The 15,753-nt window shown below is 69.2% G+C and carries 16 protein-coding genes and 1 pseudogene; 11 read left to right on the plus strand and 6 right to left on the minus strand.

The window, feature by feature from the left end:
- Nucleotides 1-17: 17 nt before the first annotated feature.
- Nucleotides 18-818 carry an ABC transporter permease gene (locus OG729_RS14680; protein WP_360878462.1) on the minus strand — a complete coding sequence of 267 codons (801 nt, stop codon included), beginning with the start codon at nt 816-818 and terminating at the stop codon, nt 18-20.
- Nucleotides 815-1,789: an ATP-binding cassette domain-containing protein gene (locus tag OG729_RS14685; RefSeq protein ID WP_404724387.1), complete on the minus strand. Its 975-nt coding sequence runs from the start codon at nt 1,787-1,789 to the stop codon at nt 815-817. The genes OG729_RS14680 and OG729_RS14685 overlap by 4 nt, the downstream gene beginning before the upstream one ends.
- Nucleotides 1,790-2,052: 263 nt before the next feature.
- Here OG729_RS14685 and OG729_RS14690 point away from each other — a divergent pair, with 263 nt between their 5' ends.
- Nucleotides 2,053-4,290, plus strand: coding sequence for an MMPL family transporter (locus OG729_RS14690; protein WP_405806439.1), 2,238 nt, complete (start codon nt 2,053-2,055; stop codon nt 4,288-4,290).
- 18 nt (nt 4,291-4,308) lie between these two features.
- A complete protein-coding gene (sbnB, locus tag OG729_RS14695) occupies nt 4,309-5,316 on the plus strand; it encodes a 2,3-diaminopropionate biosynthesis protein SbnB (protein ID WP_405806441.1) in 1,008 nt (335 codons plus the stop codon).
- Between the two features lie 63 nt (nt 5,317-5,379).
- Here sbnB and OG729_RS14700 read toward each other — a convergent pair whose 3' ends face one another.
- Nucleotides 5,380-5,781, minus strand: coding sequence for an ATP-binding protein (locus OG729_RS14700; protein WP_360878450.1), 402 nt, complete (start codon nt 5,779-5,781; stop codon nt 5,380-5,382).
- Between the two features lie 91 nt (nt 5,782-5,872).
- Between OG729_RS14700 and OG729_RS14705 the strand changes: the two genes are divergently transcribed.
- The 4 genes from OG729_RS14705 to OG729_RS14720 all read left to right on the plus strand — a co-directional run bounded on the left by OG729_RS14705 (nt 5,873) and on the right by OG729_RS14720 (nt 8,044).
- Nucleotides 5,873-6,667: a helix-turn-helix domain-containing protein gene (locus OG729_RS14705; RefSeq protein WP_405806442.1), complete on the plus strand. Its 795-nt coding sequence runs from the start codon at nt 5,873-5,875 to the stop codon at nt 6,665-6,667.
- Complete coding sequence (locus OG729_RS14710) at nt 6,664-6,900, plus strand: DUF397 domain-containing protein (RefSeq protein ID WP_405806444.1); 237 nt, start codon at nt 6,664-6,666, stop codon at nt 6,898-6,900. Before OG729_RS14705 ends, OG729_RS14710 begins: the two co-directional genes overlap by 4 nt.
- A gap of 47 nt (nt 6,901-6,947) precedes the next feature.
- The gene (locus tag OG729_RS14715) at nt 6,948-7,385 is read left to right on the plus strand and encodes a protein phosphatase (protein ID WP_405806446.1); all 438 of its coding nucleotides are present in this window, start codon (nt 6,948-6,950) and stop codon (nt 7,383-7,385) included.
- A gap of 332 nt (nt 7,386-7,717) precedes the next feature.
- On the plus strand, nt 7,718-8,044 hold the full coding sequence (locus OG729_RS14720; RefSeq protein WP_405806447.1) for a nucleoside triphosphate pyrophosphohydrolase: 327 nt from the start codon (nt 7,718-7,720) through the stop codon (nt 8,042-8,044).
- Nucleotides 8,045-8,162: 118 nt separating this feature from the next.
- Here OG729_RS14720 and OG729_RS14725 read toward each other — a convergent pair whose 3' ends face one another.
- Both OG729_RS14725 and OG729_RS14730 read right to left on the minus strand, forming a co-directional pair.
- Nucleotides 8,163-9,500, minus strand: a complete 1,338-nt coding sequence (locus OG729_RS14725; protein WP_405806449.1) for a methyltransferase domain-containing protein — start codon at nt 9,498-9,500, stop codon at nt 8,163-8,165.
- Between the two features lie 14 nt (nt 9,501-9,514).
- Nucleotides 9,515-10,585, minus strand: a complete 1,071-nt coding sequence (locus tag OG729_RS14730) for a LysR family transcriptional regulator (protein WP_405806451.1) — start codon at nt 10,583-10,585, stop codon at nt 9,515-9,517.
- A gap of 208 nt (nt 10,586-10,793) precedes the next feature.
- Between OG729_RS14730 and OG729_RS14735 the strand changes: the two genes are divergently transcribed.
- From OG729_RS14735 to OG729_RS14750, 4 genes are read left to right on the plus strand one after another with little or no spacing between them, the layout of a single operon-like run.
- On the plus strand, nt 10,794-11,351 hold the full coding sequence (locus OG729_RS14735; protein WP_360878429.1) for a dCTP deaminase domain-containing protein: 558 nt from the start codon (nt 10,794-10,796) through the stop codon (nt 11,349-11,351).
- Between the two features lie 5 nt (nt 11,352-11,356).
- Nucleotides 11,357-11,977: a hypothetical protein gene (locus tag OG729_RS14740; RefSeq protein ID WP_360878426.1), complete on the plus strand. Its 621-nt coding sequence runs from the start codon at nt 11,357-11,359 to the stop codon at nt 11,975-11,977.
- Nucleotides 11,978-11,998: 21 nt separating this feature from the next.
- Complete coding sequence (locus OG729_RS14745; protein WP_360878422.1) at nt 11,999-12,943, plus strand: hypothetical protein; 945 nt, start codon at nt 11,999-12,001, stop codon at nt 12,941-12,943.
- Nucleotides 12,940-14,103 carry a cysteine desulfurase family protein gene (locus tag OG729_RS14750; protein WP_405806453.1) on the plus strand — a complete coding sequence of 388 codons (1,164 nt, stop codon included), beginning with the start codon at nt 12,940-12,942 and terminating at the stop codon, nt 14,101-14,103. The genes OG729_RS14745 and OG729_RS14750 overlap by 4 nt, the downstream gene beginning before the upstream one ends.
- 48 nt (nt 14,104-14,151) lie before the next feature.
- Here OG729_RS14750 and OG729_RS14755 read toward each other — a convergent pair.
- Nucleotides 14,152-14,460: pseudogene (locus tag OG729_RS14755) on the minus strand (maleylpyruvate isomerase N-terminal domain-containing protein); the annotation flags it as partial.
- Between the two features lie 66 nt (nt 14,461-14,526).
- Between OG729_RS14755 and OG729_RS14760 the strand changes: the two are divergent.
- Entirely contained in the window at nt 14,527-15,738 is a 1,212-nt protein-coding gene (locus tag OG729_RS14760) for a pyridoxal phosphate-dependent aminotransferase (protein ID WP_360878416.1), read from the plus strand.
- Nucleotides 15,739-15,753: the final 15 nt, after the last annotated feature.

The following is a 15,753-nucleotide window of genomic DNA, read 5'->3' on the forward strand; positions in this document are numbered from 1 at the left end:
CCCCCAAATCGACCAGATCATCGCGCGGCCGACGTGCGGTACACACGCAGGCTCAGCGGTACAAGAACTGCAATGAGAACGCTGAGAGTGATCAGCGAGACAATCACCGGGTGCTCCACCGGGAAGCTCCGCGAGGTGACGGCGCCGGTGTTCCCCCACAGCTGCCGGCAGGCCTCGGAGACGGCGCTCACCGGATTCCACTCGGCCACCGCGCGCAGCCAGCCGGGCAGCCCGGTGAGCGGCATGAACGAGCTGGAGAGGAAGGAGAAGAGGACCAGCAGCAGTGCGGCGACGCCGTTGATCGCTTCCAGGTTGCGCATCACCATGCCGAGCAGCGCGCCGACCCAGAGCATGGCGTACGCGAAAGCCAGCAGCAGGGCGAAGCCGGCGACGGTCTCCCCCACCGTGCCGTGCACACGCCAGCCGACCAGCAGCCCGGTGAGGGCGACGACGAGGATGCTCATGGCGGCGGTGACCAGGTCGGCGAGCGTGTGCCCGACCAGTACCGTCGCCCGGCCCATCGGCAGCGAACGGAACCGGTCGATCAGGCCCTTGCCCAGATCGCCCGCGACCCCGATCGCGGTGATGCCGATGCAGGAGAGCCCGACCTGGGCGAACACCCCGGCCATCACGTACTCGCGGTATTCGCCGCTGTTGTCGACCTGAACGACGCTGGCGAAGAGATAGCCGAGTACGACGACCATGGTGACCGGTGTGAGCGCCACCCCGATGACCTTCTCCGGGGTGCGGCGCAGATGGCGCAGATGACGGCCGGTGAGGGCCAGGACATCGCTGCCGTGGGCGAGCGCCGAGCTCATCGTGCGGCCTCCGCTTCCTTCGTTTCTACGGGTCCGGCGGACTGACCGGTGAGGTGGAAGAACACGTCGTCGAGGGACGGGCGGCGGAGCGCGAACTCCTCGACGGCGATGCCCGCGTACTCCAGCGCGGTGGCCGCGGACGCCAGTGCGCCCATTCCGTCCGGCAGTTGTACGGAGACGGTGCGCTGGCGTTCGTCCAGCTGCGGCGCGTTCAGCGCCAGCGGGGCCAGCGCGGCTGCGGCGGTCGCAAGCGTCGCGGCCTCGCTGACCGAGACCTCCAGGCGCTCGCCACCCACCTTCCGCTTCAGCTCGTCGGAGGTGCCTTCGGCGATGACCTGACCGCGGTCGATGACCAGGATCCGGTCGGCGAGGAAGTCGGCCTCTTCGAGGTACTGGGTGGTGAGCAGGACGGTCACGCCGCGGTCCACCTGCTCCTGGACCATCCGCCACAGCGTGGCGCGGCTGGCCGGGTCGAGCCCGGTGGTCGGCTCGTCGAGGAAGAGCACCTCGGGCGAGGCGATCAGACAGGTCGCGAGGTCGAGCCGGCGCCGCATGCCGCCGGAGTACTCCTTGGCGGGCTTGTCCGCGGCGGCCTCCAGCTCGAACTGCGCGAGGAGTTCGGCGGCGCGGGCGCGGGCGCCGTTGCGGCCGAGCCGCAGCAGCCTGCCCAGCAGTACGAGGTTCTCGCGGCCGGTGAGCAGTTCGTCGACGGCGGCGTACTGTCCTGCCAGGCCGATGCGGCGGCGTACTTCGCGCTGCTGCCTGACGATGTCGAAGCCCGCGACACGGGCGGTTCCGGCGTCGGGTTCGAGCAGGGTGGCGAGCATTCTGACCGTGGTGGTCTTGCCCGCGCCGTTGGGCCCGAGCAGACCGAGCACGGTGCCCGCCCGGACCGACAGGTCCACGCCGCCCAGGGCGCGATGGCTGCCGTACTGCTTCGTCAGACCTTCGGCCTCGATCGCGGTATTCACACCTTCCCCCCTTCTTGGAATACTTGGAGTTCTGGAATTCGGTGAATCTTCCGACGAGAATTGAACGTAACCGGCCGTATGGCCGGAAGGAACGCATTCCTGTTGTCCGAAGACTGCCGTTGCAGGTTCCTGCACCCGTCCTGTACTGGGACTTGGCAGGATGCTGCAACGGCACTCAACTGCCACTTCCAGGGCAGGAGTTGACCTTGGGAAATCCTTACGCTGATTCCCATTGAAGGCAACGTCCCACATCGGGAGAGGTAATGGCGAGTCAACGCAATCTGGCGGCTTCACTGGGAGGCTGGAGCGCCCGGCACCGCAAGACCGCGGTTTTCGGGTGGCTCTTCGCCGTCATCGCGCTCACGGTGCTGGGCGGCATGGCAGGACAGCAGAATCTGACGGAGGCGGACTACGGCACCGGTGAATCGGGGCGCGCCGCCCGGATCCTCGTCGATGCCGGCATTCGCACTCCCGCGGCCGAGATGGTCCTGGTCCACAGCGACCGACTGACGGCGGACAAGGCCGAGTTCAAGAAGGCCGTGATCGACGCGATCTCGGCCGTGGGCGACACGGGTCTGGCCGAGAAGATCGGCGACCCGTACCAGACCGGCGCGGTCTCCAAGGACAAGCACGACGCGCTGATCCAGTTCTCGGTGAAGGGCGACCCGGACACCGCCGCCGACCGCATCAAGCCGCTGATCGACGCGTTGGCGAAGACGGACGAGGCCCACTCCGCCGTGACACTCGGCGAGTACGGCGCGGCCAGCGGCCTCAAGGGCATCAACGACTCGCTCGGCGAGGACTTCACCCGAGCCGAGTACACGGCCGTTCCGGTCGCGCTCGGCATCCTGCTGGTCGTCTTCGGCGCGCTGCTCGCCGCCGTGCTGCCGCTGGTCCTCGCGATCACCGCCTGCGTCGCTGCGATGGGCCTGCTGGCGCTCTCCAGCCATCTTGTGCCGGTCGACGCGATGACCAACTCGGTGATGCTGCTGATGGGTCTGGCCGTCGGCGTCGACTACTGCCTCTTCTACATCCGCCGTGAGCGCGAGGAGCGTGCGGCCGGACGGGACAAGGCGACCGCGCTGCGCATCGCCGCCGCGACCTCGGGCCGCTCGGTGCTGATCTCCGGTCTCACCGTCGCCGTCGCCATGGCCGGCATGTTCTTCTCCGGACTGACCGTCTTCGAGGGCTTCGCCATCGCCACCATCGAGGTCGTGCTGATCGCGGTGCTCGGCTCCATGACGGTGCTGCCCGCCGTGATGGCGATGCTCGGCGACAAGGTCGAGCTCGGCCGTATCCCGGGCCTGCGCCGCAAGGCGCGCGTGCGGCACGCGAACGAGCGTCCCGGCAGGCTGCTCGGCGCGGTGCTGAAGGTGCCGGCGCTCTTCGCGCTCATCGGCATCGCGGGACTGCTTGCGCTCGCCGCGCCCGCGCTCGACATGAAGACCGAGAAGCTGGGCTTCGACCAGCTGCTGCCCGCCGACAACGCGACGGCGGCCACCGCCCAGCGGATCGAGAAGGCCTTCCCGGGCGCGCCTGCCCCGGCCCAGATCGTCTACAAGGCCTCCGACATCCGCTCCGCCGCTTCCACGCAGGCCATCGAGGACTTCAAGAAGCGGGCCCTGGCCTCCGACCAGGTCAAGAACCCGATCGAGGTGACCCTCCACAAGGCCGAGAACATCGCCGTGATCAACGCCCCGCTGGCGGGCGACGGCCGCGGCGCGACCTCGGTGAAGGCCCTTAAGACCCTGCGCGACGACATCATCCCGGCGACGCTGACGAAGGCCTCGGGCACCGAAGCCCCCGTCGGCGGCGACCTCGCCTTCTCGACCGACTACAACGACCAGCTGAAGTCGAGCATCGTGCCGGTCTTCGCCTTCGTGATGGGCATCAGCTTCCTGCTGATGCTGCTCTGCTTCCGCTCGCTGGTCGTCGCGATCACCGCGATCGTCCTCAACCTGCTGTCGGTGGCCGCCGCGTACGGCGTGATGACCGCGGTCTTCCAGAAGGGCTGGGGCGACGAGCTGGTCGGCACGACGGCGGTCGGCGCGATCGAGTCCTGGATGCCGCTGTTCGTCTTCGTGGTCCTGTTCGGCCTGTCGATGGACTACCACGTCTTCGTGGTCTCCCGGATCCGCGAGGCCCACGACCGCGGCGCCGACAACATCAAGGCCGTCGCGCACGGCATCCGCTCCACCGCCGGTGTCGTCACCAGCGCGGGCATGATCATGGTTGCCGTCTTCGCGGTCTTCGGCACGCTGTCCATGCAGGACTTCAAGCAGCTGGGCATCGGCCTGGCCGTCGCGGTCTTCCTGGACGCGACGCTCGTACGGGCCGTACTGCTGCCCGCCGTGATGGCCCTGCTCGGCGAGTCCAACTGGTATCTGCCGCGCTGGCTGAAGTGGCTGCCGGAGCTCTCGCACGGCGAGGAGGCGGCCGACGCCCCCGCATCGGCGCCGCAGGTCTCCTCGGCGCACCGCACAAGTCTCGTCAACCACTGAGAGCCAAGGACCTACGACATGTACGAGTTCAGCGTCATCGGCGGCAAGACCGCGCGGGAGATCATCGGAGCGTCCCGCCCGGAGATCGTCGACGTCGTACGCGACACCTACCTCGCCCACCACGCGGGCGACTCGGTGAACCCCGACAGCTACTTCCTCCGCTTCCCCGAGAAGCCGGACGCCCGCATCATCGCGCTCCCCGCGCACCTCGGCGGCGGCGCCGACGTCTCCGGCATCAAGTGGATCAGCAGCTTCCCGGCGAACATCGAGCGCGGCATCCCGCGTGCGTCGGCGGCCCTGCTGCTCAACGACTACGAGACGGGCTACCCCTTCGCCTGCCTGGAGGCCTCGCAGATCAGCGCGGCCCGCACGGCGGCGTCCGCGGTGCTCGCGGCCGAGCAGCTGACCGGCGGGCGCAGGGCGGGGAAGCTCACCGTGGTCGGCGCGGGCATCATCGCCCGCAACATCCTGGAGTTCTTCAAGGCCCGTGAGTGGGCGGTCACTTCGGTGACGGTCCACGACAAGAGCGAGGAGTACGGCTCCGCGCTCGCGGCGCATTCCACCGATGTCCTGGGCTACCCGGCCGCCACCGAGTCCTCGCTGTCCGCCGCCCTGACCGGCGCGGACGTGGTGGTCCTCGCGACGACGGCCGCCGAGCCGTACATCGTGGCCCCGGACGCCTTCGCGCCCGGCCAGGTGGTGCTCAACATCTCGCTGCGGGACATCGGCCCGGAGCTGATCGACGGGGCGTACAACATCCTCGACGACGTCGACCACTGCCTGAAGGCCAACACCTCGCCGCACCTGGCCGAGCAGAAGTACGGCGGCCGCGACTTCATCACCGGCACGCTGGCACAGGTCGTGAACGGCGAGGTGAGCGTCGGCACGGACAAGCCGGTGATCTTCTCGCCGTTCGGTCTTGGCGTGCTCGACCTGGCGGTCGGCCTGCATGTGTTCCGTACGGCGAAGGAGTCGGGCACGGCCGTGGAGATCGAGGACTTCTTCGGCGAGACGACGCGCTGGTAGTTCCGGCCTCTTCCGCCCGCGGCCCGTCCGGTGTCCCCCGCCGGACGGGCCGCGCCTTTGTGTCTACGTACGGATGGCCCGCAGCTCGAACCAGACGGCCTTGCCGATGCCGTAGGGCCGGGGCTCGGCGCCCCATGCGTCGGCGAGCGCGTCGACGAGGGCGAGCCCGCGCCCCGACTCGTCGTCCGCGCACGCGGTGCGCGGCCGCGGCAGCGCGTCGCAGGCGTCGTGGACCTCCACGCGAAGGACGGCTTCACCCAGCACGCACCGCGCGGCCACCTCCCGCCCGGCCGGGACGCGGGCATGACGGCAGGCGTTCGTCATGAGCTCGCTGAGTAACAGCACGGCGGTGTCGGCCAGTTCGTCCGGGATCTTCCAGTCCCGCGCCTGCTCGGCGAGAAGCGCACGGGCCCGGCCCACGCTTCGGGGAGTGCGCGGCAGCCGCCACTCGATGTGCTGGTTCATGGCTCATACGGTGGTGGCGCGGGCTTAGCCTCTGGAGTAACGAGGTGGGTACGGAGGGTGGTTGTACCCGGCGGGTACCAAAGGAGGCGCCGTGACGGAGACGTGGCGGTACTGCGGAAACCAGATCAAGCTGTGGCGTACGCAGGCTGGGGTGAGCCGCGAGGACCTGGGCAAGGAAGCGAATTACGAGTACGAGTCGGTCAAGTCGATGGAACAGGGGCGACGACGGCCGACGGTACGGCTTTTGCAGGTGGCGGACCAGATGTGCGGGGCGCAGGGGAAGCTGGCGGCGGCGCAGGAGTTCTTGAAGCCGGAGCCGTTCCCGGCGCGTTCGCAGGAGTACATGGCGGCGGAGGCGGAAGCGATCGCCCTGCACTGGTACGAGCCGCTGCTCATCCCTGGCTTGCTTCAGACGGAGGAGTACGCCCGTGTGCTGATGAGCGAGAGCTGTCCACCGCTGGACGACGAAACAGTCGAGGAACGGGTCCGGGCGCGGATGGAGCGGCAGGAGGCACTGACGCGTAAGACCAGCACGATGTTCAGCTTCGTGCTGCACGAGGCAACGCTGCGTACGCTAGTGGGCGGCCGGGAAGCTATGGGGCGCCAGCTCGAACGCCTCCTTGAAGTAGGCGAGTTGCGGAACGCCTCGATTCAAGTGCTGCCGATGGGTCGATGCAGCGGCCTCGCACTCATGGGCCCTATGGTGCTGCTGGAGAACTCTGACAACGAGCGCTGCGCCTTCGCCGAAGGCCAGACAACGAGCGCTTTCTACGCCGAGCCCAGCAAGGTCAGCGAACTGACCCAACGGCATAGCATGATCCGTATGCACGCCCTCAGCGTCGCGGAATCGGCGGCGTTCATCAGAAAGGTGGCGGAAGAACTATGAGCGAGCGCCTTACCTGGTTCAAGTCCAGCTACAGCGATGACGAGGGTGGCGCCTGCATAGAAGTCGCTCTGGACTGGCGGAAGTCCACGCACAGCGATGACCAGGGCAGCGCCTGCGTCGAGGTCGCCACCTGCCCCCACACCGTCCACGTCCGCGACTCCAAGCTCGGCGAGACCAGCCCCCGGTTCGCCATACCCGCCCCCGCGTGGACCGCGTTCCTGGCCGCTCTCTGAGGGTGCGCCTCGGCACTTACCCCCGGCCCCCGCACTACGGTGGCCAGGTGACCAACACCCAGCCCTGGGATCCCACCGCCCCCGGCGTCCTGCGCCTTCCCTCCGGACGGCTCGTCCGGGGCCGCGCGCTGCGCCGGCCCCTGCCCGCCGGTCCCGAGCCCACGTACGCCGTCTATCTGCTCGGCAAGCAGCCGCCCGAGGTCCCCTGGGAAGCGACGTGGCTGCGCTGGCGGGACTTCCGGCTGCCCAGCAGCCGGGCGGACGCCCGGGCCCTGCTCGGCGAGGCATGGGACCGCTCCTCGGTCGGGCGGGTCGAGATCGCCTGCGGCGGCGGCCGGGGACGCACCGGCACCGCGCTGGCCTGTATCGCCCTGCTCGACGGTGTGCCGACCGACGAAGCGGTGGAGTTCGTACGCCGGAACTACGACCCACACGCCGTCGAAACCCCCTGGCAGCGCCGCTACGTACGCCGCTTCGCCGACTGACTGGCGCGGTCGCTCGTCCATACCGGGCCCGGCTGGTGGCTCCGGACCTCGGGCAGTGTGTCGACGCTCAGCCCTTGGCCTCGGCATCCGCGACGGCGATGGCGACGCCGAGTGCCTTGGCGATGTTGCCGGCTGCCGTCATCCCGCGGGCTGTGCCAACGATGAGCCTGCGCGTCGCCCCGGTCCGTCATGACTCCGGGCGGCGGTGGCATCCAAACGGGTGGGATTGGCGGTTCACATGGCGAGTGGTGAGGCGTCTTCCCTAGGCTGCCTCGGCATGAGGGGCGGCAGCCGGCGTCCGCCTCGCGGCGATGGGTGCGGGAGAGCAACCGGTGGTTCGCTACAGCAAGTTCAGCAAGTTGGTGCGGGACCGGATTCCGCAGATCGTCCGCGAGGACGGGGCCGAGCCGATCACCTACACCGCGGGCCCGGAGGAATACCGCAGCAGGCTGCGGGACAAGCTCGGCGAGGAGGTCGCCGAGTTTCTTGCGGCGGACGAGGAGTCGGCGCCCGAGGAACTCGCGGACGTACTGGAGGTCGTGCGCGCGCTCGCCGCGGAGCTGGGGGTCGATGCGGATCAGCTGGAGAAGATCCGCGAGGCCAAGGCGAGTGAGCGGGGCGGCTTCGCCGACCGGATCGTCTGGACGGGCAACCGCTGACCCGCGGCCGTCTCGGCAATCAGTTGGTACACAACTGCGCACACGACCAGGGACGTTGGTTAGTACGCGGCTTCGTATACAACGTCGTACGCACCTGGGACATTCGTGGGTACGCAGTTCATGCCTCGGACTTGGACAGGACGGCATGGCAGACCCCGGCCAGGGGCAGCACAGGGGCGTCGGCGGCGGGGATGAGTCCGGCCCGGCGGGCGAGTGCGGTGATCTCTTCCGGGTCGATGCCGCGCTGGAAGGTTCCCTTGCTCTGGCTGGACCAGAAGCCGTCGTGGTGGGCCGTCCAGCCGCCCTCCGCGGCGGCCTTGGTGATCTCCTGCGGTGAGCGGGTGACGACGACGACATGGCCGCCGGGGCGGGCGAAGGATGCCGCGTCTTTGAGGGCCTGGATCCGCTGCCACGGGTCGGGCAGCACGTTGAGGACGAACATCGAGCTGACCAGGTCGAAGCCGCTGCGGCCGGGGCGGGGCCAGCCGAAATCATCGTGCGGGTCGAAGCCTTCGGCGTCCAGGCCCACCGAGCGGTAGTGGGCGACGTCGGCGCCGCGGCCGCAGCCGTGGTCCAGGACGCTGGTGATGCCCAGCTGGCCGGTCAGGTTCTCGGTCACCGCCCGGGAGGCCGGAGAGGGGGCCTGGCGGCTCATCGCGGTCTTATGGGGCTGATACTCCCTCCTCGCCGGGGCGGCGGAGCTCTCCCCGGCGAGCTCGCTCAGCGCGAAGAGCACGTCGTCCGGCTCGGCCGCCTGGAGGGTGACGGACAGGTCGACCAGCAGCGCTGAGTGGTCGGTGAACGCCTTGGGGCCAGTTCGGACCGAGGCGTCGGCGGTGACGGTGGTCGTTGCCGTCAGGTGGTCGCTGAGCAGGGCGAGGTCGCAGCGGAAGCGGCTTGGCTTGCCGGAGAGGACGCGCTCGAAGGTGAACGCGGGCTCCGTCTCGGCGGTGGTGTCGACCAGACCCGCACCCTGAGTCAGCTGCCGCAGCGTCTCGCGTTCGGCATCGGTAGTGAAGGTGCTGATCTCCTCGCCGAACAGACCGTCCTCGGGGCGGGGGGCGAGGTTGAAGTCCCCGCAGATCAGCAGTGGGCGACCGTCCTCGGCGGCGGCCATCGCGGCCAGTTCGGCCAGCTGGGCGGCCCGGGAGGCGCTGGCATAGGCGTCGAGATGCACCTGGAGGACGACCAGCCACTCCAGCTCGATCCGCTGGACCCACTTCTGGGGTGACGAGACGGCGGGCGTGGCGAGGTCCTCGCTGATCCACACGGCTAGGTGTCCGTCACCGCCGCCGAAGGAAAAGCCTCTCAGCACGGGTGGCGTCCGGTCGGCGGGCTTGAACGGCTCCTGGGCGAGCACGGCCTTGACGCCGTGCTCGCGCAGCCACGCGGCGAGGTTCGAGCGGGCGCCGACGACGCCGAGACGCTTGTTGAGGTTGACCGAGGCCAGCAGCACGAGAGGTCCTTAAATCACAGGGGCAGGGGCCTGCCGGAGGCGGCCTCGTCACGGAAGGCGTCCCACAGGATGTTCAGCGGGTGGGAGGCGTCGTACGTCTCGCGTTCGCCCTTGCGGGCGAAGACGCCGGAGATCAGCTGGAGCATGGGGTCGAAGTCGTCGGCGAACTTGATGAGCCGGAAGTCCTCGCTGGTGGGCAGGCGCCCGTCGACGGCGGCCTCGCCGATGGAGCGGGCACACAGCATGCACCCATACGTCACGCGGGACCGCAGCAGGGCGAGTCCGTAATAGATGTCGTCGATCTCGGCGACGATCTGCAGCTGCGAGCGGAAGTCGGGCCCATACCAGCGCTCGACGAAGTCGGTGATCACTCCACGAGCGGGGATGACCAGCGGCAGGGTCCGCAGCCGGTCTACACCGACGGTCTTGGCGGCGAGTTCGCGCACCGGCAGGTTCGTCAGCAGGGCCAGGCCCTCGCGATGCCATTCGAGGAAGTCGTAGTCGGGGGCGACCCGCTCGGCGCCGGCATCGGCCGCCAGCCCACCGCACAGCAGGTCGACCTGGTTGGAGTCCAGGCGTTTCCAGAAGTCGCGGGTGCGCACATGCACGACCTTCAGCTCGACCTCCCGCTCCATCAGCTGCGGGGCGACCCGCTCCCACACCCGGCCCAGGAAGCCGAGGGTGAACTCGGTCGTCCCCACCGTCAGCGTCGATCCGAGCCGGCGGCGGGAGTCGGCTATGCCCTGCAGCCAGTCGGCGAAGGTGGCCCGAGCACGTTCGACGACCTCCAGCCCGGTCGGGGTGAACAGGAAGTCCTTGCCCCGGCCTTGCTTGACCACCAGCAACTCGCCGGTCAGGACCTGGAAGTTGCGGTTGAGGATGTCGAGCTGCTTTTGCACGCTGGACTGCTCACGCCCGAGCACCTTCGCCGCGGCCAGCGCGGTCCCGGCCTCGCGGACGACGATCAGCGTCCTGAGCTGGTCCCACGTCAGATCCAGCAGATCCGGGGAACACGACAACAGATCGGCGCGGAACCCCTCCGGGCCCGGCACCTTCAACGGCCCGGGCGGCAACGACGGCACCATCACGCCCCCCTCCCTGACGCGGCCTCAACCAGGTTGCACTGTCCGCACGGCCAGCAGAACTGAACTTCTCCGCATTTCACCCCGAGAAAACCTTTAAGTGTCCTATCGGACATATGGATATCGCGGACTGTCCCGGGGAACATTTCAGTAGCCGCCTTCGATCCGAAAGGCGATGCCCACAGCACTGCCCAAGTCCCGGGGGTGAGCCATGCTCTCAGCCGAATCGATCACCCGGCTGATCAATCAGAGTGCTCTGGAATGGCCGGGCCAACTGCGAGGCGACGGGCTGCTGTTGACGCTCGGCTCTCCGCTGCAGCCTCTTGCGGCACCGAGCACGCTGGTGATCGACCTCGCCGACCAGTCCAGCATCGACGAACTCTACGGCGAGCCGGTCACCGAGTGGAAGACGCATGAGCTGATGCCTGGCGAGATGCTGCTGGGAGCGGTCGAAGAGCCGCTGCGGCTCGGCGCCGGGCTGATGGGCATGATCGGCGGGCTGAGTCACCTGGCCCGCGTCGGCCTGGCCGTCCACGTCACCAGCCCGTTCGTCCTGCCCGGCTGGAACGGGCACTTGACGCTGGAGCTCGTCAACACCGGCCCCGCCGTCCTGCGGCTGCACCACGGCATGCCACTGGCCCGCCTGCTCGTCTTCGCCCTGGACGGACCCCGCACCGACGACGTTGCGCCCCACCCCTTCTACGCCCGCGAGACCGACCTGAAGAGCCGATACGCCGACGAGTTCCCCGTCGGCCCGATCCGGAGGTGACAGCCATGGACTGCCAGTTCTGCACCGAGTTCACCGCACGCCAGGGCACGACCCGGATCATCACCGAGACCGCCTGCGGCTGGGTGCTGCTTCCCACAATCGGCGCCCTGACCCCGGGCTACTGCCTGTTCATGCCCGTCGAGCACTTGGACGCCGCCGCCGACGTCAGCCCTGCCGGCCTGGAGCGGGTCGCCGCGGAGACCGAGGAGATGCGCACCCTCATCCAGGCCCGCTACGGGCCGGTCATCCTGGCCGAGCACGGGCCCCGGGACTGCGAGCTTGGCGCCTCCTGCTGCAGCCACTGCCACCTGCACCTGATCCCCGTCCCTGACCCGGACGCGATCACCGCCGCCTACGAGAAGGCCGGCGGCCCCGGGCTGCGGCTCGCCTCGATGGCGGACCTACCGACGGCCGCGGAGGGCTCCTACCTCTACCTCTCGCCCCGGCCCGGCGAGCACTACTACTGGCTCTCGGCCGGCTTCGCCCGGCAGTTCGTACGCCGCGTCTGCGCATACGAACTCGGCATCGGCGAGTACTTCGACTGGCGCGACCACCCCTTCACCGCCCACCGCGAGCGCACCTTCGCCGAGCTCTCCGCCGACCTGCACCTCGCGGACGCCGCCTGACGAAGGAAAGGAAACGACGCGATGGCGATACCCCTGCCCCGCCCGTTGCACGCGCTCGCCACCAATGAGCTGACCGCGGCGACCAAGGACCGGCGCTGGCCGAAGTGGCAGACCATGGCCCTGCTGCACTCGCTGAAGCTACCCGTGCTGAATGCCTGCCTGATCCCGCCGGGCACCAGCGCAGCGACGGTCCGCACCGCCGCCCACGCGCTCACCGCCGCCACCTGCACAGCCACGCTGATGATTCGTTCCGACGGCGGGGTGGAGAAGAAGCAGTACTACCGCGGCGGCAACACCTTCCCCGTCGTGGAGATCCCGCCGAGGGCGGCCGGCCTGCTGGCCGACTGCCGGGCCGTGATCCTTGCCGAGCCCACCAACCGCTTCACCAACAGGCTCACCGTCCTTATCCGCATGGACCGGCCAGGCCCGGGGCGGCCGGGCTGCCTCACGATGGAGGCCCTCGGGCCCGGCTACGACGTCGCGGACCTGACCCGCGGCCAGATCCCGCCACAGGTCACCGCCCACCTCGACGACGTCGACTTCGACCGCTACCAGCCGCCCCGCTGGCACGAGTGGAAGATCTCCGGCGACCACTGCCCCGGCGGCGAGGACGCTCGCCGACGCCGCCGCCTTGAGCGGCTGGCCACCCAGACCCTCACCGACGGCGGGCATTTGGACGGCGCGGCCGGCGCAGAGCACGCCGAGGCATGGCTGCGAGAGCGCGGCTTCCTGCACCTGTTCGGGCCGCAGCCGACCTGCGAGGCCCTGGCCAAACGCGCCCGCCGGCTGTTCGAGGACGCCTTCTTCCTCGCCCTGGCCCAGTCGAACCGGAACTGGCATTGCCTGGCCACAGCGTTCTCCGTCTTCGACGAGCCCCGCAGCATCTACTGGGACCTGGTCGACGGCGAACGCAAGTACGCCGCGACGGCACCGGCCGCCGCCCGAAACGAGGAGCGGGCCGCATGATCACCGAACCGATCTACCTCGATCACCAGGCCACCACCCCGCTGGACGAGCGCGTTCTGGAGGCGATGCTGCCGTTCCTCACCGGTGAGTACGGCAACCCCTCCAGCCCGCACGCCTATGGACGCACCGCCGCACGGGCCGTCCGTACCGCCCGCCGCCACGTCGCCGACCTGGTCGGCGCCAAGAACGAGCTGGAGATCGTCTTCACCTCCGGCGCCACCGAGGCCAACCACCTGGCGATCGTGGGCGCCGCCCTGGCCGCCCGGCCGTACGGCGGGCACGTCGTCACCGCCGCCATCGAGCACAAGGCCGTCCTCGCCGCCTGCCAGCGGCTCGTCGAACACCACGGCTACACACTCACCCGCGTCGGCGTCGACCGGCAGGGCCGCGTCCACCCCGCCGACATCGCCGCAGCCCTCACCCCGAATACCGTGCTGGTCTCCGTGATGCACGCCAACAACGAGATCGGCACCTTCCAACGGCTCGCGGCCATCGCCGAGATCACCACCCCGCGCGGCATCCTCCTGCACACCGACGCCGCTCAGAGCGCCGGCTGCGGCCTGCTGGACGTCGACGAACTCGGCGTCGACCTCGCCTCTCTGTCCGCCCACAAACTCCACGGTCCCAAGGGCATCGGCGCCCTCTACATCCGCGGCGGCGTCCGCATCACCGCCCAGCAGACCGGTGGCGGACAAGAACGCGGGCTGCGGGCGGGCACCCCCAACGTCCCCGCGATCGTCGGCTTCGGCGCCGCCGCCCGCCTCATTACCACCGACGTCGCCCCGCCCCCGCCCCGCATCCGGGCCCTGCGCGACCAGCTCCAAGACCGCCTCCTGGCCGCGATCCCCGGCGCCGTCGTCAACGGACACCCACACCGGCGACTGCCCGGGAACCTCAGCCTCACCCTTCCCGGCATCGAGGCCGCCGACCTCCTCGACCGCCTCCCCGGCATCGCCGCCTCCACAGGCTCGGCCTGCAACACCGGAAGCGGCGACCCCTCCCACGTCCTCACCGCGATCGGCCTCACCCGTGACCAGGCCCGCGCAACCCTCCGGCTCAGCCTCGGCCGCACCACCACCGAGAACGACATCGAGCAAGCCGTCGACCTTGTCACGCGAGCCGCACACACCCTGGCACCGGCGCCCGCCGACGGGGCCTGACCCGCTCGGACCGGCATCACCAGCACCGAAGATGCAGGCCAGGTGAGCCATGACATGGCCGCGGGTCCAGCCGGGCAGCGCCGAGGGCGCACGTACGTCCGCGTCGGTCAGTGGGGCAAGCGTGGCCGCGATGCGGGCACCGGATCGGGTGACTTCATCAACGATGCTGAGCACGGCTGCACTGTCCAGCCGACTGCGGAATGACTCGGGTGATCGTTCCGGCCAGGGTGACGAGGGCAACACCGGCCCGTTTTCTTTCTCTCGCCGCAACGGAATCCGCAGGCGTACGGACCACTCGGCCGGCCCTTTCGAAGGAATGCGGGCGCTCTCACCGGCCGAACATGCCAAATCGGACATTCTCGCCACCCTCTCGTGGCCGAAAACACCAAGCGATCAGCGTTACGCGCCCGTATCCTCACCGACATGCAGGTGATCCAGTCGACGAAGCTCGCAAACGTCTGTTACGAAATCCGGGGCCCGGTCCTCGAGGAGGCGATGCGGCTTGAGGCAGCGGGTCACCGCATCCTCAAGCTCAACACCGGCAACCCGGCCGCCTTCGGTTTCGAGTGCCCGCCCGAGATCCTCGAGGACATGCTCCGCAACCTCGGCGGCGCGCACGGATACGGCGACGCGAAGGGCCTGCTGTCCGCACGCCGCGCAGTGATGCAGCACTACCAGACCAAGGGCATCGACCTGGACGTCGAGGACATCTATCTCGGCAACGGCGTCTCCGAGCTGATCCAGATGTCGATGCAGGCGCTGCTCGACGACGGGGACGAGGTGCTCGTACCGGCCCCGGACTACCCGCTGTGGACCGCGTCCGTCTCGCTGGCGGGCGGAACGGCCGTGCACTACCGGTGCGACGAGCAGGCCGACTGGATGCCGGACCTCACCGACATCGAGCGGAAGATCACCGACCGCACCAAGGCGATCGTGATCATCAACCCGAACAACCCCACGGGTGCGGTGTACGACGACGAGATGCTGCGCGGTCTCACGGAGATCGCCCGCCGGCACAATCTGATCGTCTGCTCCGACGAGATCTACGACAAGATCCTCTACGACGGCGCCACACACACCCCGACCGCCACGATCGCCCCGGACCTGATGGTCCTCACCTTCAACGGGCTCTCCAAGAACTACCGCGTGGCGGGCTTCCGCTCCGGCTGGATGGCGGTCTGCGGCCCCAAGGCGCACGCGGGCTCGTACATCGAGGGCCTGACGATCCTGGCCAACATGCGCCTGTGCGCCAACATGCCCTCGCAGCATGCGGTGGCCACGGCGCTCGGCGGGCGGCAGTCGATCGAGGACCTGGTGCTGCCGGGCGGGCGGATCCTTGAACAGCGGGACGTGGCGTACGACCTGCTCACCCAGATCCCCGGCGTGACCTGCGTGAAGCCGAAGGGTGCGCTGTATCTGTTCCCGCGGCTCGACCCCAAGGTCTACAAGGTCAAGGACGACCGGCAGATGGTGCTCGATCTGCTGCGCGCCGAGAAGATCATGGTGGTGCACGGCACGGGCTTCAACTGGCCGGAGCCGGACCACTTCCGGATCGTGACGCTGCCGGCGGCGAAGGATCTGGCGGATGCGGTGACGCGGATCGGGACGTTCCTGGACGGCTACAGCCAACCCTGAGCAAAGATTCACGAC

This window comes from Streptomyces sp. NBC_00210 (assembly GCF_045160975.1).
Taxonomy (GTDB): domain Bacteria; phylum Actinomycetota; class Actinomycetes; order Streptomycetales; family Streptomycetaceae; genus Streptomyces.